The sequence below is a fragment of the Microcoleus sp. Pol7_A1 genome, from assembly GCF_036701085.1.
Lineage (GTDB): Bacteria > Cyanobacteriota > Cyanobacteriia > Cyanobacteriales > Microcoleaceae > Microcoleus > Microcoleus asticus.
Genome location: NZ_JAUBQD010000012.1, coordinates 54609 through 80385, shown reverse-complemented (window position 1 = coordinate 80385; position 25777 = coordinate 54609). Strand labels below are relative to the sequence as shown.

Below are 25777 nucleotides of genomic sequence, written 5' to 3'. Positions count from 1 at the left end.
ACCGATTTGAGATTTGAGCATTACAACCGCGGATAAACAGGAAGACCTCCATGATCCCAATTAGTATCGACTTAGTTATCAGTCTCCTGACTGCAATTCCCATCGCTTCCATCAAAGACAAGCTTCAGCGCAACGAAGCTGTCATCAAATTATTAAAAAAATTCAACATCGAACCCGACGCGCCGCCAGCCGATTTCGCGGGAGTCTATATTTATACTTTAGTAGAGTATGGCGCTGGGAAACCCAAGCAGATTTTAGAACTATTTCGGCAACCAGAGATTAAAGAAGCATTTCGCAAAGCCTTCGAGTCCGACAGCCCAGCTATGCTGGTGAAAGCAGGCGAAGAATATCTCAGCCAGTCTGCTTTAGGCCAAGAAATTCGAGATTTAGCCATTGACCCCAGACGGGAATTCATGGCATTTGCAGCCGTGTTTATGGAAGTAGCAAAGCGGACGCGGACGCTGGGAGATGTGATGGTGGGAAATGCGATCGCCTCTTTGCAAAAACGCCTATCTATGGTAATGGATCGCATCGATCGCCTCCCCACTATCGAAGGAATCCGCACCGAATTTGCACGACTGGAAGCTGAAGATTATCCCGCACTTCCCGCCGCAGCATCAACTAATATTCAAAAGTCTCAAGCTTTTATTTTATCACAACAAGTTCGCGGCTGGTTTGAGACGTTAAGTTATAAGTTTGAAACCTATCAAATCTCGGAAGATAACTATTTTGAATGGATTATCAATGTTCCTGTCAGACGCAATCGCTACGATCGCATTTTAGTGCGTGGAATTGCCGGAGAAGCGGGACTCAGAGACATCTCAGCCTTGCGCGAATCTGTAGCAAAACAGCGCACCGATGAAGGCTGGTTAGTCACCGCCCGCCGCATCAGTCGCGCAGCGCGGGATGAAGTAGATAAACCAGAAAATCGCGATTTAGCTTGTTATACCTTCGATGAATTGCTCGACCAAGATGCCGATTTTACCGCTTATCTGGATTGGCTAGAAACAGAAATTACCAGCCGAGGAATTGATACCAAGTATGTGCCGCTAGCTTGTACGAAAGAAGAAATCGACCCCGATACTCACCGCAAGATAGGTGTGAGTCATTATGGCGATCGAGATGGCTGGATCGAAGGTTATCTTGACCTGTGGTTGAATGACCCAGTAAAAGAACATATTTCAGTTTTAGGAGAATTTGGAACTGGAAAAAGTTGGTTTGCGATGCACTATGCTTGGATGGCGCTGCAAGGCTACCGAGATGCTCAAAAGCGGGGATTAGAACGTCCGCGTTTGCCGTTAGTAATTCCTTTGCGAGATTACGCCAAAGCAGTTAGTGTCGAGTCGCTATTTTCCGAGTTTTTCTTTCGCAAACACGAGATACCTTTGGCGGGTTATTCGGCCTTTGAACAACTCAATCGCATGGGGAAATTTCTGTTGATTTTCGATGGTTTTGATGAAATGGCCGCTAAGTGCGATCGGCAAGAAACCATCAACAACTTCTGGGAACTAGCAAAAGCCGTCGTTCCCGGCGCAAAAGTCATCCTCACTTGCCGTACCGAACACTTTCCTGAAGGCAAGGAAGGACGGGCATTGTTCAATGCAGAACTGCAAGCATCAACAACCATTTTAACAGGCGAAACTCCCCAATTTGAAGTCTTAGAATTAGAGAAATTTAACGACGAGCAAATTCGGCAAGCGCTGTCATTTCAAACAGAAGCGGCGACAGTTGAAAAAGTGATGGGAAACCCGCAACTATTGGATTTAGCGCGTCGCCCGGTGATGACCGAGTTAATTTTGGAAGCATTGCCCGATATTGAAGCTGGAAAACCAGTAGATATGTCGCGGATTTATCTGTATGCGGTGCGACGGAAGATAGAGAGAGATATCAAAGCAGAACGTACTTTTACTTCTGTAGCAGATAAGCTTTACTTTTTGTGCGAACTGTCTTGGGAAATGCTGTCTACCGACCAAATGAGCCTGAATTATCGCGGTTTTCCCGATCGCATTCGAGGCCTGTTTGGTTCCGTCGTGCAAGAGGAAAAAGACTTAGACCACTGGCACTACGACATGATGGGTCAAACGATGCTAATCCGCAATGCAGATGGGGATTATACTCCGGCGCATCGTTCGTTATTAGAGTTTTTTGTCGCTTATAAATTTGCTGCAGAATTGGGAGTTTTGGCGGCAGATTTTACCGAATTAGTTGCGCCTGAACAGTCTTGTCTAAATCCTGATGCAGCCCCTCAATCGTACACTTGGTCAAATTATTGTCGGCTTCAGGCCGAGAAGAGAAATAAGGGTGAACTTATCGCAGCTTTGAAGGGATTTGTTGCTGAAGATTTAGGGCAACTCCGTCAGAGTTTCGGACACGCACCGGTGACAAAAGCAGTGATGGATTTATTGTTACCAATGGTAGGGGCGGTGTCCTCGTGCCGGCCCTGCCTCGATGTAGGGGCAGCTACGGAGGAATTATTGGAAATTCTGGAAGCAACGCGGGGAAAAACTGAAAGTGAGGTAGGTTATGTGGGAGGGAATGCGGCGACGCTGTTGGTGAAAATCGATCGAACTGCGTTAGAAGCAAAAGACCTTTCTCGTGCAGTTATTTTAGGTGCAGATTTTACAAATGCGACGCTGCGCCACGTCAATTTTGCTGAAGCAAATTTGGCTAATTCTGCTTTTACTAAAATCTTCGGAAGTGTTCGCTCAGTAATATTTAGTCCTGATGGCAAACTGTTAGCTACAGGTGATACTGATGGCATAGTTCGCTTGTGGGAAGCTAGCAGTGGCAGAGAAATATTGACCTGTAAAGGACATACCAACGTGGTGGAGTCTGTCGCCTTCAGTCCAGACGGTGAGATACTTGCTAGCGGGAGTTATGAAAATACAATCAAGTTATGGGATGTCAAGACTGGTGAATGTTTAAAAGTTTTGCACGGACATACCGAATCAGTAATGTCAGTCACCTTCAATCCTGATGGAAATATACTCGCTAGCGGGAGTTTTGATGGCACGGTAAGGTTATGGGATATTCGCACTGGCGAATGCTGCAAAATTTTGCAAGACCATACTAAAGTTGTATTTTCAGTGGCTTTCCATCCTGCTGGTGAAATACTTGCCACTGGAAGCGGTGAGACAACAGTAAGGCTATGGAATATCAACAGTGGTGAATGTCTTAAAATATTGCAGGGACATACTAAAAACGTGTTTTCAGTTGCTTTCCATTCTGCTGGTGAAATACTTGCCAGTGGAAGCGCCGACAAAACAGTGAGGCTGTGGAATATCGGTAGCGGTGAATGTCTCAAAACTTTGGAGGGACATTTCGATCAAGTACGGTCGATCGCCTTTAGTCCTTCGGGGGAAATACTCGCAAGTGGAAGTTTCGATCGCACAGCAAAACTCTGGGATATCAACAGCGGTGAATGCTTGAATACTTTGCAAGGGCATAACGATCGAGTAGGGTCAGTCGCCTTCAGTCCAAACGGTGAAATACTTGTTAGTGGTAGTTACGAGAAAACGCTGAGGCTGTGGGCTATTAACAGCGGTGAATGCTTGAATACGCTGCAAGGGCATAGCAATCAAGTAAGGTCGATCGCCTTCAGTCCCAACGGTGAAATGCTAGCCAGCGGCGATGACGCGCAAACAGTCAAGCTGTGGGATGTCAGCAGTGGTGAATGCCTCCAAATCTTGCACGGACATCTCGATCGGGTAGACTTGGTTGCTTTCAGTCCAAATGGTAAGCTACTTGCTAGCAGCAGTTATGACGAAACATTGAGGGTATGGGATATTCGCAGTGGTGAATGCCTTCATACTTTGCCAGAATTTGGCAATGAAACACGATCGATCGCCTTCAGTCCAAATGGTGAAATACTTGCGAGTGCAGGTTATACACAAACGGTGAGGTTGTGGGATATCCATACTGGCGAATGCCTCAAAACGTTGCAGGGGCATAACAATTCTGTACACTCGGCTGCTTTCAGTCCTTTGGGCGAAATATTTGCCAGTGCAGGTTTTGACGGAACGGTGAGGCTGTGGGATATCCATACTGGTGAATGTCTACAAATTTTGCAGGCGCATACGGGTGGGGCGCGCGCGATCGCCTTTAGCTATAACGGTGAAATAGTTGCCAGTGGCAGTGTCGATCGAACAATAAGACTATGGGATGTCCGCAGCGGTGAATGCCTTCAAATCTTACAGGGGCATACTGATTGGATACGTTCAGTTGCCTTTAGTTCTTCTAGTGGAATAGTTGTTAGTGGAAGTATCGATGGAACGGTAAGATTATGGGATATCAGTACAGGTGAATGTCTCAAAATTTTGCAAGGTCATACCAGTAGAATTAACTCTGTTGCCATCAATTCAGAGGATCAAAATATTGCTGCTTGCAGTCGGGATGGCACAATTATGATTTGGGAGATTGAGACTGGTGAGTGCCTCAAAATACTGAAAAGCGATCGACCTTATGAAAACATGAATATTGCTGGAGTTACGGGTTTAACGGAAGTTGAAAAAGCTACGCTCAAAGCTTTAGGGGCTGTTGAAAATTAATCATCGCAAAGGAGAAACTATGCAGTCAGCAATACGGATTACAACCAAAGTTATTGCGGGAAATAAACTTGAAATTAAAGTGCCGCCTGGATCTGTGGGCGAAGAGGTTGAAGTTTTTGCGATTATACCAGAAAAGCCTCAAAGCGGGCGGCGTAAAGTGTTGGAATTGCTTACAGAAATCCGCAGCAGTCATCTCTCCAGAACTGTTGAACAAATCGCTCGGGAACTTCAAAAAAAAAGAAACTACTGGAGCAGTTAAAACTAATTTATTCTATGGCAAATTCACTTAATTTTCGCAGATTAGGAGGATCAAAACCAAGTATAATATCTTGTTTAGGAACTCCCAATTCTACGAGTTCGTTAGCAATACCCACCTCGGTTCCATCTTGCTGAATCCAGATTTTATTTTCCATAATATCCAGGTGCAAAACCGGGCCATAAATTCGCCGCTGATTGCGCCAGCCGACATAGACTAATTGATAATGATCGCGCTCGACATCAAAGATAGTTTGAGCCTGAATGCGCTCATCCCAAACAAGACTAGCGTGTTGGGAGAGCAGATTTTGGATGTGCTGCCTATAAAGGTCTACATTTGCCATTGTGCGATCGCCTCTTGCTCTATATCGTAAATCATCAAATGAATTTGATTTTCTTGAACTAAAGACTGAATAAACTCCATTGTGAAAAAACTATCCTAGACATTACTGGGTACTGCCAAGTATAAAATGCGGTCTGTTTCTTGTTGTTGTAAAGCTGCTCGATAACTAATGAATTGTCCTAAAGCTGTGTAAAATTGGGATATTTTGGATGGGCCAATAAAGCTTTTGATTTCAACGGCGATTTTCAGTCCGTCTTTTTCTGCGGCAACCACCTTTTCGGTACCCAAGTCGATGTAAAGTTCGAGAGTTCCTGCCTGTAAAGTGTATGGATCGTGAGTAATCTGCCATCCATCTTTCTGGAGAGCGATTTTAACGACTTCGTGAAAGGCATCTTTAGCAGGCATGGTTGTACTGACTCGTGGTGTTTAATATCTTGGGTAGTTGTTGTATTTTAAGTATATGCGCTATTCATCTAGAACATCACTGACCCACGGGCGATCAGAAACCGGGTCTTTTCGAGAATACTTCGTTGAGACCAGCAGAAACGGCTAAAAACCCGGTTTCTAACGTACCTACTGACTAAACTGTTGAGCGTAGTAGCCAGCATATCGATCGCCCTTTTCCAGCAACTCCTCGTGCGTCCCTGATTCCACAATTCTGCCTTTTTCCAAAACTAAAATGCGATCGGCTCTCCGCACAGTCGCCAAGCGGTGAGCGATAATAAACACAGTGCGATCGCGCATCAATCTTTCCAGCGCTTCTTGCACTAAACCTTCGGATTCTGAATCCAGCGCCGATGTAGCTTCATCCAAAATCAATATTCTGGGAGCGAGCAGAACTGCACGGGCGATCGCAATTCTTTGTTTCTGTCCCCCAGATAAGTTTACACCCCTTTCTCCCACCCAAGTTTGATAGCCGTCGGGAAACTCACTAATGAATTGATGAGCGTTAGCAATCTCCGCAGCTTTTTGGACATCTTGCAGTTCATAATAAGATCGCCCAAAAGCGATATTTTGAGCAATTGTACCCGAAAATAAAATCGTTTCTTGCGGTACAATTCCGATTTGCCGCCGCAGAGTATTTAAGGTGACATCTTGAATATCAATACCGTCAATTAAAATCTGTCCCGCTTGCGGATCGTAAAATCTCGGTAACAAGTTTACTAAAGTAGTTTTACCCGCACCGGATGCACCAACGAGAGCAATCATTTCTCCGGGAAGCACCAACAAACTCATGTTTTGCAGAATGGGTGTCTCTGAGTTATAGGCAAAATTAATATTGCGGTATTCGACTTTTCCGGTAACGTGGGGAAGTTCAATTGCACCCGGTTTTTCAACTACTGTTGGTTCAATTGCTAATAATTCAAAAATGCGATCGCTAGAAGCTTCTCCCTGCTTAAAATCTCCGTAATTAGCAGTTGTGATAGCGATGGGGTCAATTAAAAGTGCCACCCCTGCGATATAACTGATAAATTGAGTACCTGTGAGATTTCCTTGAGCAATTTGCCAACCTCCCAGGAAAAAGAGCAAAATCACGCTCATCGCTTCCAGAAAGCCAACTACAACGAATTGAAGTGCTTTTATTCGTTCTGACAAATACTTAGCGCGGCGGTTTTGTTCTGCTTCTTCTGCAAAGCGGGCAATTTCGTAGTCTTCAGCCACAAATGCTTTGATTAAACGAATGCCGCTGAATACTTCTGTCAGCAAAGCGGATAAATCAGAGATGCGATTTTGACTTTGCCGCGAGTAACTCAGCATTCTCTCGCCAAACCAGCCAATTAAGATAGCCATCAGCGGTGCAATAATTAATGCCCCCAAGGTTAATTGCCAGTTGAGATAAATCATATATCCCAGAACCGCAATTAGCTGCAAAACACAAGGGATAAACTGATGAAAAAATTTATTTACGACTTCGCCAATGCGGTCAATATCTTCTGTGAGGCGGTAGGATAAATCTCCAGTTTTGGCAGTTTCAAAGTAGCCGAGATTGAGTTTTTGCAGGTGGGAGTAGACTTTTTTGCGGATTTCTAAAGCAATAGTCAAAGCTGCTTTTGCCATCAGCGTATCTTGACCGTACTGGGCTGTACCGCGAAGTAGAAATATAATGGCGCTGAGTGCAGCAATTTCAGCAAACCCTTTTAAATCTCCTTGGCCTATAAATTTGGCTGTTTCGCCAACTAGCCACGCTATAATCGGCCAAAATACGGTAAATACTACGGTACAAGCTAATGCTTTACCGATGGTTTGTTTTTGGGGACGGAGGTAGGGTAAGATTTGCCAGTATGTCGATCGAGTTTTCAAGATATTTTGCCCTCGCAAATTCTGTTTTTGGGGATCTCTGCAAGAATATTCAAACTTCGATCCCCCCTAACCCCCCTTAGTAAGGGTGGCACAAGATTATTATTATTCAAAGTCCCTCTTTTTAAGGGGGATGCGAGGGGGATCTCTGCGTAAGTCATAGAGATATCTGAGCCTGAATATGATATCAGCGATCGGACAAATCTCAACAATCATTCTTCACCGAAAGCATCCGGGATACAAAGCCCCCGGATTCATCCGTGGGGTTAATTGTCCAATTCTTCAATCTAAAATCTACAATCTAAAATCTAAAATCATTCCTGACCGTCTGCATGAGTAGCCTGCACCTTAGCCCCGGCGACAACTGCACCCCGAAAGACGGCTGACTGCCCGGGTGCAAGAGTAACTGGTTCAGCGTCGATAAATCCGTTGTCAATTAAATTGCCTGACTCGTCCAACACTTCATAATTGACTTTGACATTCTTGATTATTTTGCAGCCTCGATTAATAACTTGACCGCTAAAAAAGTTGCCGTCATAAGTTGCCGCCGCAATTGACACTTTTGCAGAAATGTTGGAACCGGGAATGCAAGTTTGGGAAGTTCCAGAAGCTGGCTGTTTGGCGCACAACTTGCCCAAGTCTACTGTTTTGCCGTCGGGGGTTTTTATGTAGCAAAACGGCTCGTCAATTGGTGAGTTTTGAGCAATTGTATTTGTAGAGTATGCAAGCAAAGGGCGAGCTGATATCGGCGAGATTAGCAAACTTGATAAAGCTACTGTTAAAGGTAAAATATTCATATTTTTTGGCAAGAAGTTGTACATGATAATTCACATAATTTTTTCGTTTGCATATCTCTATGTATGGTGCACATTACGAGTAATTTAAATTTTCGGGCGGGCTATAAGCCCACCCCACAAGAATTAGATGTGCGGGCTAGAAGCAACGGCCCACAAGAATTAGATGCGCACCTTACGAGATTATCTAATACTCGGCTTTCTATTCCTAAGATTCCGCGCTCCGGGAATTTTCCGGCTGGGACGGCGATTGTTCAAACTGCTCGCAGTTCGAGCATTCAAAGCATCAGCAGAAGCTATCAAACCCAAATCTTGCAAAATTTCAAAAGCCGCCCTTTGTCCAGTTTCGCAACCGCCTTCCATGTAACCTTGATTTTCCAGCGAAGTGTGTTCCCCGGCAAAATATAAATTGCCAACTCGTTCGCCTTCAACGCCGTACATTTGCGTCCACTGTCCGACTAAATAGCAGGCATAAGAACCTTTGAAAAAGCGTTCTCCCGGCCAATAAGCTCGCACAGCTTTGCCCGATCGCAAATTTCTCACTCCGGGAAAAACTATTTCAAATTGGTTCAAAAATCTTTGTGCTTGGTCTTCTGGAGTTCCGGCACCGATCGACAAACCCTGCTTTCCTCCTGTAAAATTAGTAACTAAACCGTTAGGAGTAGGGGCAAAAGGTGTAGCTTCCCAGGTACTCTGGAATCCTAAATCGCTATAAACAGAAGCAGTCGATCGATACGTTTCTCGCCAAATGCGGCTGCGGTAGCCAGTAATCAGCTTAGAATTAGTACCGTAACCTAATTGCTCGATCGCCCTGCGCTTTGGTTGGGGCAAAGGTACGTTAATTTTAACGTCTCGCAGAGTGCTGAACGGCAAAGTTAACAAAACTCGCTCGTAAGTGCGCTCGAACGCGCTTAGTCCCGATCGCAAATTTACCCGATAGCGACCATCCGGCAAAAGAGTAATCGCTTCCAAAACCGTCCCCGCCTCGATCGAACCAGACAATTGACCCGCCAAACGGTTGATAATTTGACTGTTGCCGCCGTCAATTTGATAGCGCTCATCGCTGTTGCCGTACAATTCAAAACTGCCAGCTTCAGAACCGATTAAAAACAGCAGATTTAACGCCGACTGTTCCTCGGGATCTCGACCGTATTCCCCCGTGTAAGCAATGCGGAGTAACTGCCGGACAATTGTGCTAGTATCAGCTTGGTCTAGATATTCAGCGATCGAAAGATTGTCCAATCTTTCCGCTGTTTCCGTAAAATCTTGATAGCTAATGTTATCTCCAATAGCCTCCACATCTTCATTAATTTTAGTTGCTAGGGGCGCAAAATCTGCGATTAATTGCTCAAGAGAAAAGCGGCGCCTTTGGAAGAAAAAAGTATCCTTGACCAATCCACTCTGCACTTGGGCTAAGTCGATCGCCCGCAAACCCAACTCCGTCGCCAGCGAGATTAAATTTGTATGACCGGTGTCAATAAATTCTCCCCCCAAATCCGCCGGAATTAGCGTTCCAGCCACCTTGGGAATAGTGCGAATCCGCCCCCCCACGCGGTTAGTTGCCTCGATTATATCGGCGCGCACGCCCGCTTGGCGCAAGCGATAAGCCGCCGTCAAACCCGCAATCCCCGCACCCACAACCAAAATCGGCGATCGTCCGCCCTGTTGAGCAAAAGCTCCCCCTCCCTCCCTGGTAAAAGTCACAGCAGCGACAGCCCCCGCAGCAGCTAAGCCCCCGTGCAGCAAGCGGCGCCGAGATATGGGAGAATTGGGAATGCGATCGGTCAGCATCCCCAGCAGTTCATCAGCCGGAATGCCCGTTTCCCTTGATTTCTGGGCAATAGTCGCAGCGCGGCGCAGCATTGCCATCAGTGTAGATTTAGCCATAATTAAGACATCCTCACAAAACAAAACTTTGATGTAAACTGGATTCTCGATCGTGCACTTTCCAGACTAAAGTCCAGAGAGATTTTTTTAATAATGCTAACCCTCAGAACACTGTTCGACAGCAAATTTTATCTCGAAAACAACCCAGATGTCGCCGTAGCAGTTGCCAGAGGCACGGTATCGAGTCCTTTCGATCACTACCGAAAAATTGGCAAATTTGAAAATCGCGACCCGAATGCCCTGTTCGACGCCAGCTATTATTTAGACACCAATACAGATGTAGCGGTATCAGTCAAACTCAATGGCGTTTCAGCAGCCGATCACTTTATTAGATTCGGTCAATTTGAAGTTCGCAGCCCAAACCCATTCTTCGATTTTAATTTTTATCTAGCAAGCAACCCAGACGTTCAGACAGCAGTCCAAACCAATCAATTTACCCCATTTGAACACTACTTCAAAGCCGGTCAATTAGAAAACCGCAAAGCCAGCGTTTTCTTCGATCCCAGCTTTTATCTAGAAAAATATCCGCTGGTAGCAGCAGCAGTCCAAAGCGGCGCAGTTAAAAGCGCGATCGAGCACTACATTCAATTCGGTCAACAAGAAGGACTGTTGAGCACTCTCCCCGATCCCGCCGACAATTTGATCGCAGCAAAAAGCCTGGGCATTCTCGGAGAAATTCAAACTGCGAGCGATTTTGTGGGCGCTGCTGAACCAGCCGACATTTACAGTTTCATTCTCAATACTCCCAGCCTTTTCAGTGTAACTGTTGACGGTTTGAGTGCAGATGTTGATGTAGAATTAATTCAGGATCTGAACGGCAACGGCGTAGTTGGATTAGACGATATTATTGCTTCGTCTAACAATTTAGGCACGGCTTCAGAAACAATTGTCAGCAATGGGGCTTTGCCTGCGGGGACTTATTTCCTCCGCGTTTCTCAATTTCAAGGCGATACAAATTATGACTTGAGATTGCTATCCGCTCCCTCAGATATACCCCCCCAAACTTAAAATAGAATAATTAACGTATATAGCAAGCCTAAATCAGTCCAACAAACACACACTTCTCCTGTCTTCCTTCGCGATAATATCGCTTACGCGCCTTCGCGGTTTGTAACACAAATCGGGTTGAGAAATGATTTAGACTTGCTATACAACAGGCTTCGACAGCCGTCAATTTACCAATTACCAATTAGAATTACCCATTCCCAATTTTCCTGGTTTCACTTATTAGTTTTTTGCCCGCTGGGAGAGGGCAAAGATTGAACAGGTGTCGGAGGCCAATTAGAGCGACTTCTGGTTAGAGTAGTAGACACCAAAGCATAGCCCAAAACAGCAGGAAGCACGATCGCACTCAGAAACACGATCGCCGCCGCCCAAGTCATCGCATTCGAGAGCGGGCCGTAATGAGTGCGGTAAGGGTCAAACAAGGGTAAATTAGACCTCGGGGCGTCCCGGAGCGCGATCGGACGTTTGAACCGCACCCGCCTGTCGTCAAGCTTTTCGAGCAAAATCCAGCCAACTTCCTCCTCTTCCTGGCACAGCTTGTTAAAAATCGCAGGATTGCGAAACAAATCGCTGCTAGCCCGCACAATCTTGTACTCCCAAACCGTCAAATCAACAGCATTAGGAGCGGATTTGGGATTGCCATTCGAGCGCGCATTTTCAGGCGCATTAAAATTATCCTCTTGAGATTCGTACCGAGTCAAAACTTCCTCCTCCTCGTCGTATTTTTGCCCCGCAGCCAATTGCTCGCGGCTCACCAATACACCCGCGAGCGCAGCCTCCAAGCCGAGACTGCCAACCATCAAACTCCAAATCAGAATTTCAACCATAAAAGGAGTTAAAAGTTAAAAATTAAAAACTAAAAAGACTCGCTTTTAACTTTCAATCTTTAATTTTCAAATAGCCTTCCACCAGACAATCTGCACCCACCGCGCGCCAAGAAACCCGCTCTAAAGTCAAAGCATCAGTCATTGCGGAAAACCCCAAATCTCCTACAGGAGTTGGAGCCGCTTGGCCGCCGACAATTTTAGGAGCAATAAAAGCCATAATTTTTTGCACTGCACCCTCAGCAATTGCCTTGGCCGCCAAAGTGCCGCCGCACTCCCAGAGTACAGAAAGAAAAGATCGATCGTACAAATAAGCCATAACATTAGTCGGTGTCAGCGGCGAGAGTTCCACAACTTCCACCCCTTTGGCGATCAAAAATTCCTGAAATTCCGGGTTAACCCCAGGCTCAGTCAGCACCAAAGTAGCCGCCACAGAGGTTTCCCACAACCAAGCCGACTTCGGCAAATCGAGAGTGCGGCTCATCACCACCCGCAGGGGATTATTCCTATCAGGCTGGTGGCTCGTCAGTAGGGGATTGTCCAGACGCACCGTATTTCCCCCAACAATCACAGCATCGCAGCCGACGCGCACCCGGTGTACCTCGCTCCGAGCCTCCTCGCCTGTCACCCAAGCGCTGTGGCCGCTACTGGTAGCAATTTTACCGTCCAAAGTCATTGCATATTTCAAAATTCCCAAAGGCCGGCGGTACAAAATTCGGTGAACGAAAGCCTCGTTGAGTTTTTGGCAAGCTTCGCCTTCTACTCCCGCCACCACTTCAATCCCAGCCTCTCGCAACCGGGTCAGCCCAGTTCCAGCGACCAAAGGATTCGGATCGACCATGCCAGCCACTACTTTTGCCACCTTGGCCTTAACTAAAGCTTCGGAACAGGGAGGAGTCCGCCCGTAGTGGTTGCATGGTTCCAGGTTCACGTAGACGGTCGCTCCTTCGGCGAGTTCCCCCGCTTCCCGGAGCGCAAAAACTTCGGCGTGAGGTTGACCGGCACCGGGATGAAACCCTTCGCCGACAATCTTCCCGTCTCGGACAATTACAGAACCGACAAGGGGGTTGGGTGCGGTTTTGCCGAGAGCGCGGCGAGCCAATTCTATGCAGCGGCGCATCATGGCTCGATCGAACTCTTGAATTTCGCTGTTTTCCAGTTGTTTTGTACCTGGCTGCTGTCGGTTAGCTAAGCTGGCGATCGCTTGAGCGTCCGCCGGAAAAGTTTCCATGAGATTTTGGTATGATATCTATCCCTGAGTGTACTGACTTACAGTAACTAACCTTTTATCAATACTTTCAGGTTCTGGTTGACTAATTTCTATCAGCACTCTAGCAAGACAGCCATTTTAGGGGGTCTTTCACCCTTGTTACTGTCTGTTCGCCTGTCTCAGTGTCCCTTACCTGATACTCGCTTACAAGCAAGCTCATCTATCAATTTTCTAGCGACACCACGTTGCATCTGCATTACCTTGCTTCTTTACCTTTAGCCGCCTAACACGGGCGGCTAAACTTTAAAACACTAACCCGTTTTCTGTTGTGTCATTTGATTTTAGATTTTAGATTTTGGATTAAAGAATTGAAGAAAGCGACCCCACGGGTAAATCCGGGGGCTTGTACTATCAAGAAATCCTTGGTCAAATTATTTTTCTCATTTATACTGTCCGCTCCCTCCCCGGTCGGAACCCGAAAAGTTAGAGTCACAAGATGCACATAGCGAGAATCAAGCGATCGCACTCCCGTGCCTACCGAGCGGTGAGTTAAGGCAGCTTTCATACTAGAAGCTAGCATCCAATATATCCAAAATTGCTTTTACGTCCGCTAGGTCGCACTTAGACTTTTTGCGCTTGGCTTTCAACTGATTGAGCAAGTCGTAAGCGTCGGGTGAATCACTTGTGTCAAGCGAACCACCGTTATCTAACTGTCGAGCTAAAGCCAGTACCCGATCTGCTAGGGCGATCGGAACTCGGATGGTGCGGGTTTGCCCGTGTTTCCATTTACCCTCATAGTGTTTGAGGTTGGCTAAGCTAGCGTCATTGATATTTCTCGTCATTTCACTTGTGTCAGGTGATTTACTATTAACAGGTTGACACGGCTGCTTTAGTTTTGTCAAGCATCTAATCACGTGACACAAGTGAAAAATGGTAAAAGTTAGGCTGTAGGGAGCCGACACCAGAGACTACTACTTTTCGGGGAGATACATCAAATCCCCGGCGATGAACTCAAACTGTTGGCAGAAGGAAACTTCTTTGTCAAATTTCACCAGTAGCCCCGTGCGACAGGGAGTCGGACGAATATCTACAACGACCCCTTTCACTTCGTGATATAAACCCCCGACATCATTAACCACTACCCGATCGCCAACTTCAAAAATGCGGGAGGGTTTCGGTTCGGACTGGGGTGTGGGAGATATCCCATTAAGAACTCGTTTGAAAAACCCCCTCAAGTGGAGTCCATCGGTACTCTCAATAAATTTCCTTACCTCTTCCATCTTTTCGGTATCGCCGCTCGCTTTCGCTTCGCGGTACTCATCAGCTATCCTCTCGGCGCGAGCTTTGTTCGCAGCAGTTTGATAGTGTGACGGATTCGGTGACGGATTCGGTGACGGATTCGGTGACGGGTCAGACTCCTTTAGTGGCGGGGATTCTGGCTCTGGTGACGGGTGTGACGGATCGAGGTCTATACCGCTCGGGATATTTTCGTTTTGCACTTCTTCGTCAGTCCGATCGGCGACCGGGATGTTATGAATTATTTTCTCTACCCGGTATAAGGCTTTATCCGTCACATCCGTCACATCCTTTACAGGGTATACGTTCTGACCCGTCACACTATCCGTCACTGACCCGTCACAGCATCCGTCACAGCGAGAATGTAGCTCGCAGTCATAGGTAGGGATGTGTTCGTCTGCTTTGGTTCGGAGCCGAAGTCCCTTAATGATTTTCCCTACCCTTGTGTGGCATTTTTCTACCTGCCAACCGAGAATTGCGCTGGCTAGTTCGATCAGGTTTGGGCTGAAGTTTTTAACAGCCTGTGCCTTGTGTCCCTGGTCGGAACAGTAAAGGTCGTAAGCTTGGTAAAGAGAACCCTCGGCATAGGCAGAGTCTCCAATTGAAGTTTGACTTAGCGGGTCATAGATGAGTCGGTCGTTGAGGAAGCCAGCAACGCTGTCCTCTCGAATTTTGTTTTCCCAGCCCTGAAGGTTGATTTCTGGAATCTCAACTACACCCCGCAAGGTACGTTCCACCCAACCATCATCCAGTGATAGTAAGTGGTTGGTAAAAGCTGCCAATTCAGGCTCGAAGGTACTGTCGAGGTCTCGGCGATTGCCCGCTGCTACTACCGCATTGAAGGGTACGGGAATAATGCGGCGCGCCATGCCGCTAGAGTTGTCTGAGCCGAAAATGGGAAAGTTTGAAGCAACTGCCACCATACCCCCAAACTTGAATTTAAAAGGTTTCTTGCCTTTCTCTTCAGCCCTGAGCCAATCACCCCCAGTCACTTGCTTGAACTTGCTGAGCTGGCGCGCGCCCTTGTCCTCATCGGGAAACAGTAGCAGGCGTTTTTCGTAAGCCTGAGCTACCTCAAACCGATTGCCGCTCCAATCATCCAAACTGCTGCTGTGCGTGTTTTCTATGCCAATTAGTGCAATCACCAGGCGGCAAAAACTGCCTTTACCACTGCCGCCGATACCGATCAGGTGTAATGCCTTCTGAAGGTCGGCGCGCCCTTTCAACACGGCGTTGCAGAACGCTATCAACAGGTTTTTTACGTGCCGATTATCTTGTGTTGCAAAATCCAGCCAACCTTCAATTTTTTGCCAATCTGAAGCTACAGCGCAGTGGGCGCGGGGCAACGTCCAAGTGAAGTGATACCCCGGAGAGTGAGGTAGTAGCTTGCCTGTAGCTATTTCTAAAGCTCCATTCGTAAACGGGATTAAATCTGTGCGCGACTTCCACTGCCGCTCGATTAATTCGTGCCGCAAAAAGCGCACGGCAGCCCCGACGTAGGCTGGCGGCAGGTTAATTAAGCCTTTCGATTTCACTATCTGGTACACGACCGATTCGATATATTCATCAGTCTCGGGCGACCAAATTCCCGGTGAGTCAGCTTCGTAGCGATACCAGCAAAGGTTTGTGTTATTGAATTTCAGCCGATCTCGGTAGTCTTCGGCAACTATCCGCGCCATCGCGTCGGCACTGGGGTACTTTGCTTTCTTCGAGTCACTTGTGCCACGCGATTCAGCGTCTACTGACCCAGCTTTCATCAGAATTTCCCGGAAAGCCTCAATCCCTTGATTGTTGATGAAGTCATCCAGTCCCTTGCCGTCCTCGTGGCTCCACTTGCCTGTCACTGATAGTACGTCGCAGCCATAATTCTTAAGGACTTTAGTCAGTCTGGCTTCCGCAAGTTTGACGTTCTTTACAGTTTCAGGTTTTTTTACTGAGTCATCGGAATCGAAGGCAAAAATAAACCCGAAACCAGCCTCTGCTAATCGCTTCAAACCAGGTACTAGGTCGGGTTCCCCTTTTTTCTTTGGGCTAAGCCCCATCGTCACTCCCACTAAGGCAACTGTAGGAATGTGGTACTGGCAGCCCATTATTGCTTTAAAACCGCCCTCGGTAATCAGCAAATAAGGTTTGCCACCGATCGTGAAACAGCGAGCCTTCAAATACGCTAAGTCGCCCCAAAAACCCTTGATTGTGGGGTGTTTGGCAAGAAATACGTCATATTCATGTCTTGGGCTGCGATATCTGGGGCAACTACCGTCCTTGGCTTTCCACGGGGTATCGGGTTTGAACTGCCACTGACCGTACTCGTCCGATACAAACATAATGCCCGCTGATTTAGCCTCGCAATCCAACACTAACGAAGCTTTCGGGATGTCGCACTCTATGCAGCTTGCGGCTGCCCAGTCCAAGTCAATGCCTCGCGACCTGATCAAGACTTGATGCAGTCCGCTCAATTGTAAAGATTCGTTGAGAACAGAGGCACTGGATGCGACGAAGCTTGATATACTATCCATAGCGGTTGATTCCTTGGTGAGGTTAACAAACCGCTATCCCTAGTGTTTAGAGAGTAAAGACAATTGCCGCGATATACCCTTCCGGCGAGGGGACTTTCTAGGAAAACCTAGAAAAAGTCTAGAAAATAATGCTAAGTTGTAGTTCGATTTATCAAGGTTCCTTTCTACTCTCTTCACTGGGATAGCGGGAGCTTTTTTTTGCCTGCCGACCAGGCGGGTCAATCTCTGCTTGATGTATTAATCAACCCTGGTTGTGATTGTAGCCTATCGGCGGGTGGCAAGGGTAGCGAAACTTGGTAGCGAACAGCGAGAAAAGTTGTGTTCAAACCCTACGGGGTTCTACAAATATTTTTGCGATGACTTTACATCAAAATATTCCTAAGCCCTATGGGGTTCCGCCACAGTAACACACGTTTTTACGCCAAAATATTTCCATACCCTACAGGTTTCTAACGCCGTAATATACGTTTATGACCCAGCTTGCGACTTGAACAGGCGAGCTTTGCAAAATGCCCGAAACAGTTCGCGGGCGTCTTCCTCCGAGGGTTGCTCTCGGCAGTATTGGGAAAAATCGGTTACAAGCTCAGCAAGCAGAACAGTTGACTTGTTTTCGTCGCCCTCACATAGGTTTCGCCTAGTGCCATCAAAAAGAAGTTGGTAGAACTCCTTTAGAAGGCAATACTTAACGTAATTCACGTTGTAGTGAATAAACCTCGGCTTGAGTGTTGCCGATTTGGGACTTTCAGTTTTGAGAAATGACCCTTTGTACTGAATCATCCCGTCCTCCTGAAGCATCTCAATTTGAGGTGAGATGAGGCTTCTCGTCTCGTACCAGGGAGTAGTTTCAACTTCCATTTGTTTATTCTCGACAGCTAAGTACATTTAATCACGTGACACAAGCGGTTCAATGTTTATTCACCGCTTAGGCAAATAAGTGTATTCCACGAAATAGCCGCCCGTGTTAGGCGGCTAAACTAAAATATAGAGCGGGATTCAAAAATCTGGTTTAAGAATTGTGTAGAACGTAAGCCCAATTTTTTGCCCGGGTGATCGCCCCGATTAAAACTCAACCAACAACTCATTAAGCTCTTGCCGTGTTGGTGGGAACTGTCCGCCCCGTTCGGCGTGAGTTAGCAGCCGCTTGTAAGTTATGCCCGATTTGATATCCCCAAAGTGCTTAGCGTAGGCGTAAAGCCCTTTTTTTTGCGCTTCCGCAACCATTGCCAGCCTATCCTTGGGGGCGGTTCGCCGTTCTACTGCCTGGTAGTGCTGGGTCATCCTCACGGGTTCAGCTAACGGCTCGTAAGCTTTAGATGCTGCAATGCCAATTGCACTCAAAGTCCAAATAGTGTAATCGGTGGCTGGCATCCAACAAGCCAGCTTGAGTACCGCCCGTGGGGGCAATAGGTAATTAAGGTGCGGCTTCCCTATCCAACAAATTCCCAGTACGGGTTCCGAATACTCGATAAAAGTTTCGGGGCAAGCAAATAAGCCATCCCCCGTGAGTTGCCCTTCAAAGTTGCGGATTAGGCGATCGGTAGTTTTGGACTCGACGCCGTAAAAGGCGTCTACCTGTTCGGGTAACATTACCGGGGCCCGGTAGTAGTGAAGCCACTGCGCCGATTTGAGGGTGTTGAGGGTTTGAATTGCAACGTTGTGAGAAATACCATCAAACACGGCATCCCGATACCACCGGAGCGCCAGAGGGGCGTCCCACGAATACGTTAACAATTGCGATCGAGGGGAATGGCAAGCGGACTGTTGTGACATAATAAAGTTCTCAATTGCTAAGCCCAATTGAGAAAACAGCGGTCATCGGGTTGCACCCCGGTGGCTGTCTCTCGTTTTTGACGATCGCAGCAAGCGTCACTACAAGTCAAGCCGCAAATTCGGTCATATTCAGTCCTTTTTTACAGATAGCCGCCCGTGTTAGGCGGCTAAGCTTAGGAATACTCTCATTTATAGAGAATTACGTTTCGTTTCACGCCACACGCACGATGTGATTGAAAGTTTCCTGCTTCCGTGCCGTGCGATCGGCAATAAAAAACCGCCCTTATTAGGGGGCGGTCGGGAAGTAAGTTAGGGGTTAGATGTCGGGGAAGTTAGCTGCGACGTTAACGCCTAGGTAATGTTTTTGAATTACCTCTATACTGTTACCACAAGCGGTAGCGAGCAAAAGTAAGTCTGTACCAGCTTGTGCCATAAGAGTAATGAACGTGTGACGGGTATGGTAAGGAGAGAGATAGCAACTTATTTTACCTTCATCGGCTAGTTGCCGAACTATACCGGGATAGCGGTAAACTTTACCCTTTGTTCCACAACGAGCCTCTTGCCATAGGTCGCCAAAAGTGTTTGTATTGTAAGAATTACCCTGTGTATTAATAAAAACTAAATCAGTAGATTTAGCATCAACAGGCTTGATTTTTAACAGCAGATTTTCGAGTTTAGGGTAAATCTTAAACAGTCGAATTTCTCCTGTTTTTGTAACCTGTGTGTTTTTTAATCGTCCATTGTAAGACTTACTAAACCTGACATAGTTTTTGTCGCGTCCAATAAAAATGTCTTGCCACCTTAAAGCAAAACCCTCACCACTACGACAACCGGTTAAAAACAAGAATTCAACTAAAGGCGCTACCTGTCGATGTCTCCGACTTGAAGACTCATAAAAAGCTTTGATAATGATGTCACGTTCTTCCCTGGTAAAAGCACGTCGGTCATTTTCCTCTGATGTATCATTATTATCGTCAGTTTCCCACCATTCCTTAACATCTCCTGTAGCTGTAATTGTTGATTTATACTTATCAGCTTTATCTTCTACGTTTCTGCTGATAGTTGCGAACGGATTGACAGTAAGTTTGGTTTTACCTAGGGATTGTAAGCGTGAAAAGGCTTGAGAGAGTTCAGCCTCAACTCTAACCTTATTTCTAACACTTGCCGTCTGTTGACTGATCCGTTGTACTAGATTGTTATCCGAAAGCGAGAGGCTGTATATTTCGCTTCCATTATCAATAAATTCATGCTTAGAATGATTCCAGTGCAGTCCCTTAATGATATTGGTGTAAGTTCCGCAAAAGATAGTTTCAAACGTTGTAGGTTGCAATTGTGGACGTTTCCACTCTAAGTAGTCTTCCCACATCTGACCTACTGTGATTTCAGGTTCGGGTTCTGGAATCGGTGCTGCCAGTTTTAGTTCAGCAGCGTACTTGCTCTTTAAGCCGTACTTAGCAAAAGTGGGGTCAAACAATTGTTGCCAGTCTGGGTGCTGTAAGTCGCCTTCGATCCGCCACGCAATAGCGATCGCCTTTTGCTGATTTTCGGGAGTGTCCTTCATCCCTAAACCCTGATGCTTCCGCTTACCCCCAAAAATGGGATTGTACTTGGTGCTGAACTGTAACCGGAGCGAACCGTTATCGGACTGAACTTTAATTGTTTCGGGGAGGGCTTGTGATTTAGCGTACATATTGGTTTTTCGAGGTTCTGCAAGGGTTTAAAGCTTCTATCAAGTTTCTAGCAAATTTCGGTAAACCGAGTCGTGTGCATAGTGTGAATGAAGCTGTGTAACGAGTATAGCATGGTTAGCGTATGAGTGTACTTACTTTGATGCTAATTTTGGCTGCGAACCGACGATCGATTGCTGCTGGGGCAAACTGTACGTTACCGGGAGCAAGCGGGCAATTTAGGGCGATCGACCCCGCAGGCCCGAACAAATAGCTTTAACATTAAGAAACAATAACAGGTGCTTGAGAAAACAATGAGTCAGGACATGGAGCGGGAATTTGCCAGCCGCGACGAATTAATAGCCTACGTGCGCGAACAGTTCCCCGCAGCCGCCGCCCGGGACAGCAGCGTACCCCCAACCCCAGGCGGGCGGAAAGCAGCCGAGACAGCCCTGCAACAAATTGACCCCGGCAAGTACGCCTCAACCCGCAATTTCCTCAACGGTGCGGTAACGCGCTTGTCGCCCTATTTGCGCTACGGCGTTTTGAGTCTTGCGGAAGTCCGGGATGCCGTGCTCGAGAAGGTGCGGCATCGAGAAGATGCCGTAAAACTCGTCAACGAGTTGGGTTGGCGGGATTATTGGCAGCGACTCTATGCCGAATTGGGCAACGGGATTTGGGAAGACCGGGAACCCTACAAAACTGGTTACACTGCTAAAGATTACAGCGAAACTCTGCCGCAGGATGTCGTCGAGGGTACGACTGGTTTGGTTTGCATCGACAGTTTCAGCCGCCAGTTGCGAGAAACTGGTTATTTGCACAACCACCAGCGGATGTGGACTGCGGCTTATCTCGTACACTGGCGCCGCGTGCGCTGGCAAGCCGGAGCTCGCTGGTTTTTGCAACATTTGCTAGATGGAGATCCGGCGAGCAATAATCTTTCTTGGCAGTGGGTAACCAGCACTTTTAGTCACAAACCTTATTTCTTTAATCGAGAAAATTTGGAGCGTTACACTAAGGCGGTTTATTGTCGCGATTGTCCTATGTACGGGCAATGCGATTTTGAGGGAACTTACGAATATTTGGAAGGGAAGTTGTTTCCTTTAGGAGAAAAGGTCGATCGCAGCGGCGGTTCTAAAAGTTGGCAAGACCATCAAAAAGGTCCCAGAAATTATAAAAGTCAGTAGTCAGTAGTCAGTAGTCAGTAGTCAGTAGGCAGCAGGCAGTTGTCATTAGTCATTAGTTAACAGTCAACAGCCAACCGCCAACAGTCAACCGTCAACAGCCAACAGCCAACAGTCAACAGTTAACAGTCAACCGTCAACAGTCAACAGTTAACAGTTAACAGTCAACAGTCAACCGTCAACAATTACTAATTTATGAACAATCCGATTATTTGGCTGCACGGCGACTGTATGAGTCCTGAAGGCCCCGCTTTTCAAGCGCACCCAGAGGCACCGGCAATCTGGGTTTGGGATGATGCGCTCATTGATGAATGGCAGTTGAGTCTCAAACGAATGGTGTTTATTTACGAATGTTTGCTGGAGTTGCCGGTAGTTATTCGGCGGGGCGATGTGGCTGCGGAAGTTATCGCTTTTGCGATCGAATCCGGCGCTAATCAAGTGGTGACTGCGGAAAGTCCCAGTCCTCGGTTTCAGGATATTTGCCGGGAAATTAAGCGATCGATCCCTGTAGAAGCTTTGCCGCCAGAACCCTTTGTCCGCTACGATGGTTACATTGATTTGAAGCGTTTTTCCCGCTACTGGCGCGTCGCTGAAAAATATGTTTTCTAATTGGGAATTGGGAACTTGTACGCTCGCGTAGCCGAAGTATTGCTAACTTAAAATTGGTAATTGCTAATTGTCAATTGGTAATGGGGCATTGGTAGAAAAACAAGAAAGAGGCAAAGCGGATAACATTATTTTTTCCTTCTTCCCTCGAACCTCTTCCTTCAAACTTCAACATCCATCCGTTAAATGCGAAGAAAGCGCATCCGTTGCCGAACTCCCCTCAACATCCCTTAAATCCCGTACACTCATCCGTTGCCGAACTTTAACTCCCCTTCAAACGCTGCAACAGCCATTGAAATCTAGATTCAGCCAAATCTTCTGGATTTTCAACATTTTGCGGGATGGCGCCCTCGTCGTCGGGGTCTTTATATGATAAATAATCAGTCTCTTCGCCGAAGCGTTTTACTGTACCCCGCAGTCTCGACGACAAAAATTTGGTAATCGCCCGATAAAACCGCAGGGAAAAAAGCACATCTTGCTCGAGTTTTTCAGTTAGCAGCCGCCTCGGAATTGACAGGATGAGGCACTCTTCAATTGCCGTGACGCTAGCAGAAGGAAGCCTCCCGTCTACAAAAGACATTTCGCCCAACACTTCCCCGGAAATAATTTTTCCAATTTCTTTGTCGGCCAAAGATGATACAGCAACGCTCAAAGTTCCCTCCAGAACTATGTAGAGGGCGTCTAAGGGCTGACCTTCGGTGATCAGGGTGGTGCCGGGGAGGACTTGGGTGCGGGTGCCGTTGGCGAGCATCCAATCGATGTCGCGATCGCTCAATTCGCCTAATATCACTAGAACTTTGCTCATAAAGTCAGGTTGAGATGAGATAATTTGTATTTTTTTACTTGTTTAGTTGCGTGCTGTTGTGAGATGGTCAGACCTTGAGCGAAAGCGAAGGCTAAACTTTACAAATAAAACACTAAATTTTACACAATTCTAATAATATTTAGTAAATTTGACACGATCGAGCTACAAATGTTTGTCGGGTCAGTGCTATTCTACATTACTTGTCAAGAACTGTGCAGCAGCCGATCGCGTTGTTTTAACTGCGCTTGCTTTGGACGGCGGGGCTGCCAAAACTGTTTTGAAAGCTCGGTTTCTCTTGGTTTCGAGGCGGTGCGCCCTCAAAAACCGGATTTTTCCGGCGCTGCTGCGAGTGCAGCGCCCCCAAGTACAGAATTGTAGAATGCAAGCCAGACGCGCGATCGACCCCTCTATTAAACAGGATCGAGGGTGAAATCATCCCTAGGATTGATTTTTAGCCGATCGATAGGTAAATTTAAATTAGCCTCTAAACCGGCCGTCAGTTCTTAAATCTAATCAGCTTGAGAGTTGACTATTCAACGGTTGAGTGCCAATCTAGGAACAACACAACTCATATTTGTGTCTTTTTTAGCAAAGCTCTCGACGGTCGCCCTCAAACACTTACACTTTTAACACACGGTTCATTGAGGAGTTTCTATGAATAGTCTATTTTCCAAGTCTACTTTCGCGTTAATAAATCTTGCTGCTTTAGCTGTTTGTTGCACTACCCTGTCAGCGAAAGCTGAAACTGGCAACTTGCCCGATATCGGTACAACTGCAACAATCGCAGCTCAAAATATTGACCAAACTTCTGAGCCTGCGGCAACTTCAGCAGTTAAACCCGACGCAGAAACAACGGCTAGTAATAAAAAAATTGATTCTATCAGTTGGAGCGAACTAACAGAAGCGGCAGAGCCAGCAGCCTCTGAACCTGCAGCCAACTTGCAAGTATCTATTGCAACACCAGAAAAATCGGAAGCAGCAACATCTGAAATTGCTGGAACAGAAACTGCGCCAAGTATCTCCATTGCTGCTGAGACCCAAAAGTCGGAAGAAACCGCTAAAATTGCTGATAATAGCGTCAAAAAAGTGGAGTCAACGGTCGAGAATGCCAAAAAGAACGATCGACCTACCTCAATTGTTGCCGAGAGCAATAATCTTGAAGTAACAGCAACGAAGGAAGAAAAAGAAGTCAAAACAGCACAAGAATTGTTGAGCAATCCTGTCAGCACTTCCGCCTCAGCTTTGACAAACCAACCGAAAGTTGCTGAAAAACCGGCAACTGTCTCGGAACCAACTAAAAAAGTGGCTCAAGGAACTCAAATCAGACCAGGGCGAGCTACCCGTTCTGGGCCCAGCTACATCGGGATTGGTGGCAATCTAGGTTTTGGCGGAGATTCAGCCTTAGGCGACGGTTCCTTTGCCATTATTAGCAAAATCGGTTTGACGAACAATTTGTCGGTGAGACCGACTGTTTTGTTCCGGGACGACTTAGCTTTTCTAGTTCCCGTTACCTTCGATTTTGTATCTCAAGAGACCGTCGAAGTCAGCGACGATTTTGTGATTACTGCTGCTCCTTATGCAGGTGCTGGCGTGGTAATTTCTACCGGGGATGACGGTACTTTGGGCTTCCTGATTTCGGGGGGTGTAGATGTGCCGCTGTCGAGAAATTTTACAGCAACAGCGGGACTGAATATTGGTTTTGTCGACGGAGCTGAAGTGGGATTGTTAGTCGGTGTCGGCTATACGTTCCCGAATATTGCCAGGTAGTGTTGCTGTTTGAGCAAACGCAGGACAAATAAATAGGCGCGGGGTTGGCTGTAGGAATACAGTCAACCCTTTTTGATGATGGAAACAAAAGCAATCGAGGAAGCGGCAATGCCGTTTCCCTACCATCGGAGGACACGGCAATTCGGAGGAGACGGCAATGCCGTTTCCCTACCTAGAGGTAGCTGATTAATCATTGTAGGGACACAGCAGTGCCGTGTCCTGACTCCGGGGATGAGGTGAAATATTAACTGCGATCGCCGAGATAGATTTTTGCCAAAGATACAATCATGGTGGGATCGATCGTACATTCTCACCTACCACCCGAAAAAACCGTGACCAAAGCAGAAATCTTAGCAGCACTCAAAAATCTGACAGCAGAAGAACGCCTAGAAATCATCGAAACAGCTTCGCGGATGATGCGCGAAGAAATAGAAGAAAAAGCCCAGCGCAAAGCTGAGAGAAAACGGAAACTCAGAGCCGCAGCAGAAGCAGCAGTCCCCTTGTATGAACCAGGAGGGCCGCTTCACGATTTGTGGTCGCCCGACAGCGAACCGTATTTCGATTCAGAGGAAGAATACCTCAGCGCAGGGGTAGAAAGTAATGCGTAAGGGCGAAATTTGGCTTGTCAGACTAAATCCAACGGTGGGAGATGAAATCGGCAAAACTCGACCTGTTGTGGTTGTTAGCGATGATGAAGTGGGAATTTTGCGGCTCAAAGTAATTGTTCCAATTACAGCATGGAACGATCTTTTTTCCCCACTTGATTGGATGGTGCAGCTCGAACCGACCTCAAAAAATGGCTTGACTAAAGTCTCCGCCGCCGACGCTTTTCAAGTCCGTTCCGTTTCCCAACAAAGATTTGTCCGACAACTTGGAACCCTGTCCGAGACAATTATGGAAGAAATTGCAGAAGCACTGACAATTGTTCTGGATCTGGATTGAATAACTAGGCAACAGCGCACAAATAGTGTTATTTATAGATAGATTGTATGGCGCGATGGCC

At 46.8% G+C, this 25777-nt stretch carries 22 protein-coding genes and 1 pseudogene; 10 read left to right on the top strand and 13 right to left on the bottom strand.

Translation table 11 applies throughout. The annotated features are described in order from the left end of the window. Nucleotides 1-50 precede the first annotated feature (50 nt). Both QUA20_RS09855 and QUA20_RS09850 read left to right on the top strand, forming a co-directional pair. Nucleotides 51-4547 carry an eIF2A-related protein gene (locus tag QUA20_RS09855; protein ID WP_333188228.1) on the top strand — a complete coding sequence of 1499 codons (4497 nt, stop codon included), beginning with the start codon at nucleotides 51-53 and terminating at the stop codon, nucleotides 4545-4547. Between the two features lie 19 nt (nucleotides 4548-4566). Continuing rightward, nucleotides 4567-4806, top strand: coding sequence for a hypothetical protein (locus QUA20_RS09850; RefSeq protein WP_333188226.1), 240 nt, complete (start codon nucleotides 4567-4569; stop codon nucleotides 4804-4806). A 7-nt stretch (nucleotides 4807-4813) separates the two neighbouring features. Here QUA20_RS09850 and QUA20_RS09845 read toward each other — a convergent pair whose 3' ends face one another. From QUA20_RS09845 to QUA20_RS09825, 5 genes and pseudogenes are all read right to left on the bottom strand, one after another. Further along, on the bottom strand, nucleotides 4814-5146 hold the full coding sequence (locus tag QUA20_RS09845; protein WP_333188224.1) for a XisI protein: 333 nt from the start codon (nucleotides 5144-5146) through the stop codon (nucleotides 4814-4816). After that, a pseudogene (locus QUA20_RS09840) lies at nucleotides 5134-5550 on the bottom strand (XisH family protein). Before QUA20_RS09840 ends, QUA20_RS09845 begins: the two are co-directional and overlap by 13 nt. A 168-nt stretch (nucleotides 5551-5718) precedes the next feature. Continuing rightward, complete coding sequence (locus QUA20_RS09835) at nucleotides 5719-7446, bottom strand: ABC transporter ATP-binding protein (RefSeq protein ID WP_333188222.1); 1728 nt, start codon at nucleotides 7444-7446, stop codon at nucleotides 5719-5721. Between the two features lie 311 nt (nucleotides 7447-7757). Next, entirely contained in the window at nucleotides 7758-8240 is a 483-nt protein-coding gene (locus QUA20_RS09830; RefSeq protein WP_333188219.1) for an FxLYD domain-containing protein, read from the bottom strand. Between the two features lie 180 nt (nucleotides 8241-8420). After that, nucleotides 8421-10124 carry an NAD(P)/FAD-dependent oxidoreductase gene (locus tag QUA20_RS09825; protein ID WP_333188217.1) on the bottom strand — a complete coding sequence of 568 codons (1704 nt, stop codon included), beginning with the start codon at nucleotides 10122-10124 and terminating at the stop codon, nucleotides 8421-8423. 93 nt (nucleotides 10125-10217) lie between these two features. On the opposite strand from QUA20_RS09825, the gene QUA20_RS09820 reads away from it, so the two are divergent. Beyond that, nucleotides 10218-11132: a PPC domain-containing protein gene (locus tag QUA20_RS09820; RefSeq protein WP_333188214.1), complete on the top strand. Its 915-nt coding sequence runs from the start codon at nucleotides 10218-10220 to the stop codon at nucleotides 11130-11132. Nucleotides 11133-11344: 212 nt separating this feature from the next. Here QUA20_RS09820 and QUA20_RS09815 read toward each other — a convergent pair whose 3' ends face one another. The 7 genes from QUA20_RS09815 to QUA20_RS09785 form a co-directional block, all read right to left on the bottom strand. Next, entirely contained in the window at nucleotides 11345-11956 is a 612-nt protein-coding gene (locus QUA20_RS09815; RefSeq protein WP_333188212.1) for a hypothetical protein, read from the bottom strand. Between the two features lie 52 nt (nucleotides 11957-12008). Next, the gene (gene ribD / locus QUA20_RS09810) at nucleotides 12009-13184 is read right to left on the bottom strand and encodes a bifunctional diaminohydroxyphosphoribosylaminopyrimidine deaminase/5-amino-6-(5-phosphoribosylamino)uracil reductase RibD (RefSeq protein ID WP_333188209.1); all 1176 of its coding nucleotides are present in this window, start codon (nucleotides 13182-13184) and stop codon (nucleotides 12009-12011) included. 545 nt (nucleotides 13185-13729) lie between these two features. After that, nucleotides 13730-14005 carry a hypothetical protein gene (locus QUA20_RS09805; protein WP_333188206.1) on the bottom strand — a complete coding sequence of 92 codons (276 nt, stop codon included), beginning with the start codon at nucleotides 14003-14005 and terminating at the stop codon, nucleotides 13730-13732. Nucleotides 14006-14134: 129 nt separating this feature from the next. Continuing rightward, on the bottom strand, nucleotides 14135-16975 hold the full coding sequence (locus QUA20_RS09800) for a phage/plasmid primase, P4 family (RefSeq protein WP_333188203.1): 2841 nt from the start codon (nucleotides 16973-16975) through the stop codon (nucleotides 14135-14137). Between the two features lie 468 nt (nucleotides 16976-17443). After that, a complete protein-coding gene (locus QUA20_RS09795; RefSeq protein WP_333188201.1) occupies nucleotides 17444-17830 on the bottom strand; it encodes a hypothetical protein in 387 nt (128 codons plus the stop codon). A gap of 204 nt (nucleotides 17831-18034) precedes the next feature. After that, nucleotides 18035-18745 (bottom strand): hypothetical protein, encoded by a 711-nt coding sequence (locus QUA20_RS09790; RefSeq protein ID WP_333188198.1) that lies wholly within the window; start codon nucleotides 18743-18745, stop codon nucleotides 18035-18037. A gap of 316 nt (nucleotides 18746-19061) precedes the next feature. Continuing rightward, the gene (locus QUA20_RS09785) at nucleotides 19062-20435 is read right to left on the bottom strand and encodes a tyrosine-type recombinase/integrase (RefSeq protein ID WP_333188196.1); all 1374 of its coding nucleotides are present in this window, start codon (nucleotides 20433-20435) and stop codon (nucleotides 19062-19064) included. A gap of 122 nt (nucleotides 20436-20557) precedes the next feature. Between QUA20_RS09785 and QUA20_RS09780 the strand changes: the two genes are divergently transcribed. The 3 genes from QUA20_RS09780 (at nucleotide 20558) to QUA20_RS09770 (ending at nucleotide 22205) form a co-directional block, all read left to right on the top strand. Continuing rightward, on the top strand, nucleotides 20558-20686 hold the full coding sequence (locus QUA20_RS09780; RefSeq protein ID WP_333188194.1) for a hypothetical protein: 129 nt from the start codon (nucleotides 20558-20560) through the stop codon (nucleotides 20684-20686). Between the two features lie 40 nt (nucleotides 20687-20726). Continuing rightward, nucleotides 20727-21599: an FAD-binding domain-containing protein gene (locus tag QUA20_RS09775; protein WP_333188192.1), complete on the top strand. Its 873-nt coding sequence runs from the start codon at nucleotides 20727-20729 to the stop codon at nucleotides 21597-21599. Between the two features lie 192 nt (nucleotides 21600-21791). Beyond that, entirely contained in the window at nucleotides 21792-22205 is a 414-nt protein-coding gene (locus QUA20_RS09770; RefSeq protein WP_333188190.1) for a hypothetical protein, read from the top strand. Nucleotides 22206-22464: 259 nt separating this feature from the next. Here the strand turns inward: QUA20_RS09770 and QUA20_RS09765 are convergent, their stop codons facing one another. Next, nucleotides 22465-23007, bottom strand: a complete 543-nt coding sequence (locus QUA20_RS09765) for a cyclic nucleotide-binding domain-containing protein (protein WP_333188188.1) — start codon at nucleotides 23005-23007, stop codon at nucleotides 22465-22467. 148 nt (nucleotides 23008-23155) lie between these two features. Between QUA20_RS09765 and QUA20_RS09760 the strand changes: the two genes are divergently transcribed. The 4 genes from QUA20_RS09760 to QUA20_RS09745 all read left to right on the top strand — a co-directional run bounded on the left by QUA20_RS09760 (nucleotide 23156) and on the right by QUA20_RS09745 (nucleotide 25716). Continuing rightward, on the top strand, nucleotides 23156-23437 hold the full coding sequence (locus QUA20_RS09760; protein WP_333188186.1) for a hypothetical protein: 282 nt from the start codon (nucleotides 23156-23158) through the stop codon (nucleotides 23435-23437). A 224-nt stretch (nucleotides 23438-23661) separates the two neighbouring features. Continuing rightward, nucleotides 23662-24774 (top strand): hypothetical protein, encoded by a 1113-nt coding sequence (locus QUA20_RS09755; RefSeq protein ID WP_333188184.1) that lies wholly within the window; start codon nucleotides 23662-23664, stop codon nucleotides 24772-24774. A 332-nt stretch (nucleotides 24775-25106) separates the two neighbouring features. Next, nucleotides 25107-25382, top strand: a complete 276-nt coding sequence (locus QUA20_RS09750; protein ID WP_333188181.1) for a hypothetical protein — start codon at nucleotides 25107-25109, stop codon at nucleotides 25380-25382. Continuing rightward, nucleotides 25375-25716: a type II toxin-antitoxin system PemK/MazF family toxin gene (locus tag QUA20_RS09745; RefSeq protein WP_333188179.1), complete on the top strand. Its 342-nt coding sequence runs from the start codon at nucleotides 25375-25377 to the stop codon at nucleotides 25714-25716. The genes QUA20_RS09750 and QUA20_RS09745 overlap by 8 nt, the downstream gene beginning before the upstream one ends. The last annotated feature ends 61 nt before the right edge of the window (nucleotides 25717-25777 follow it).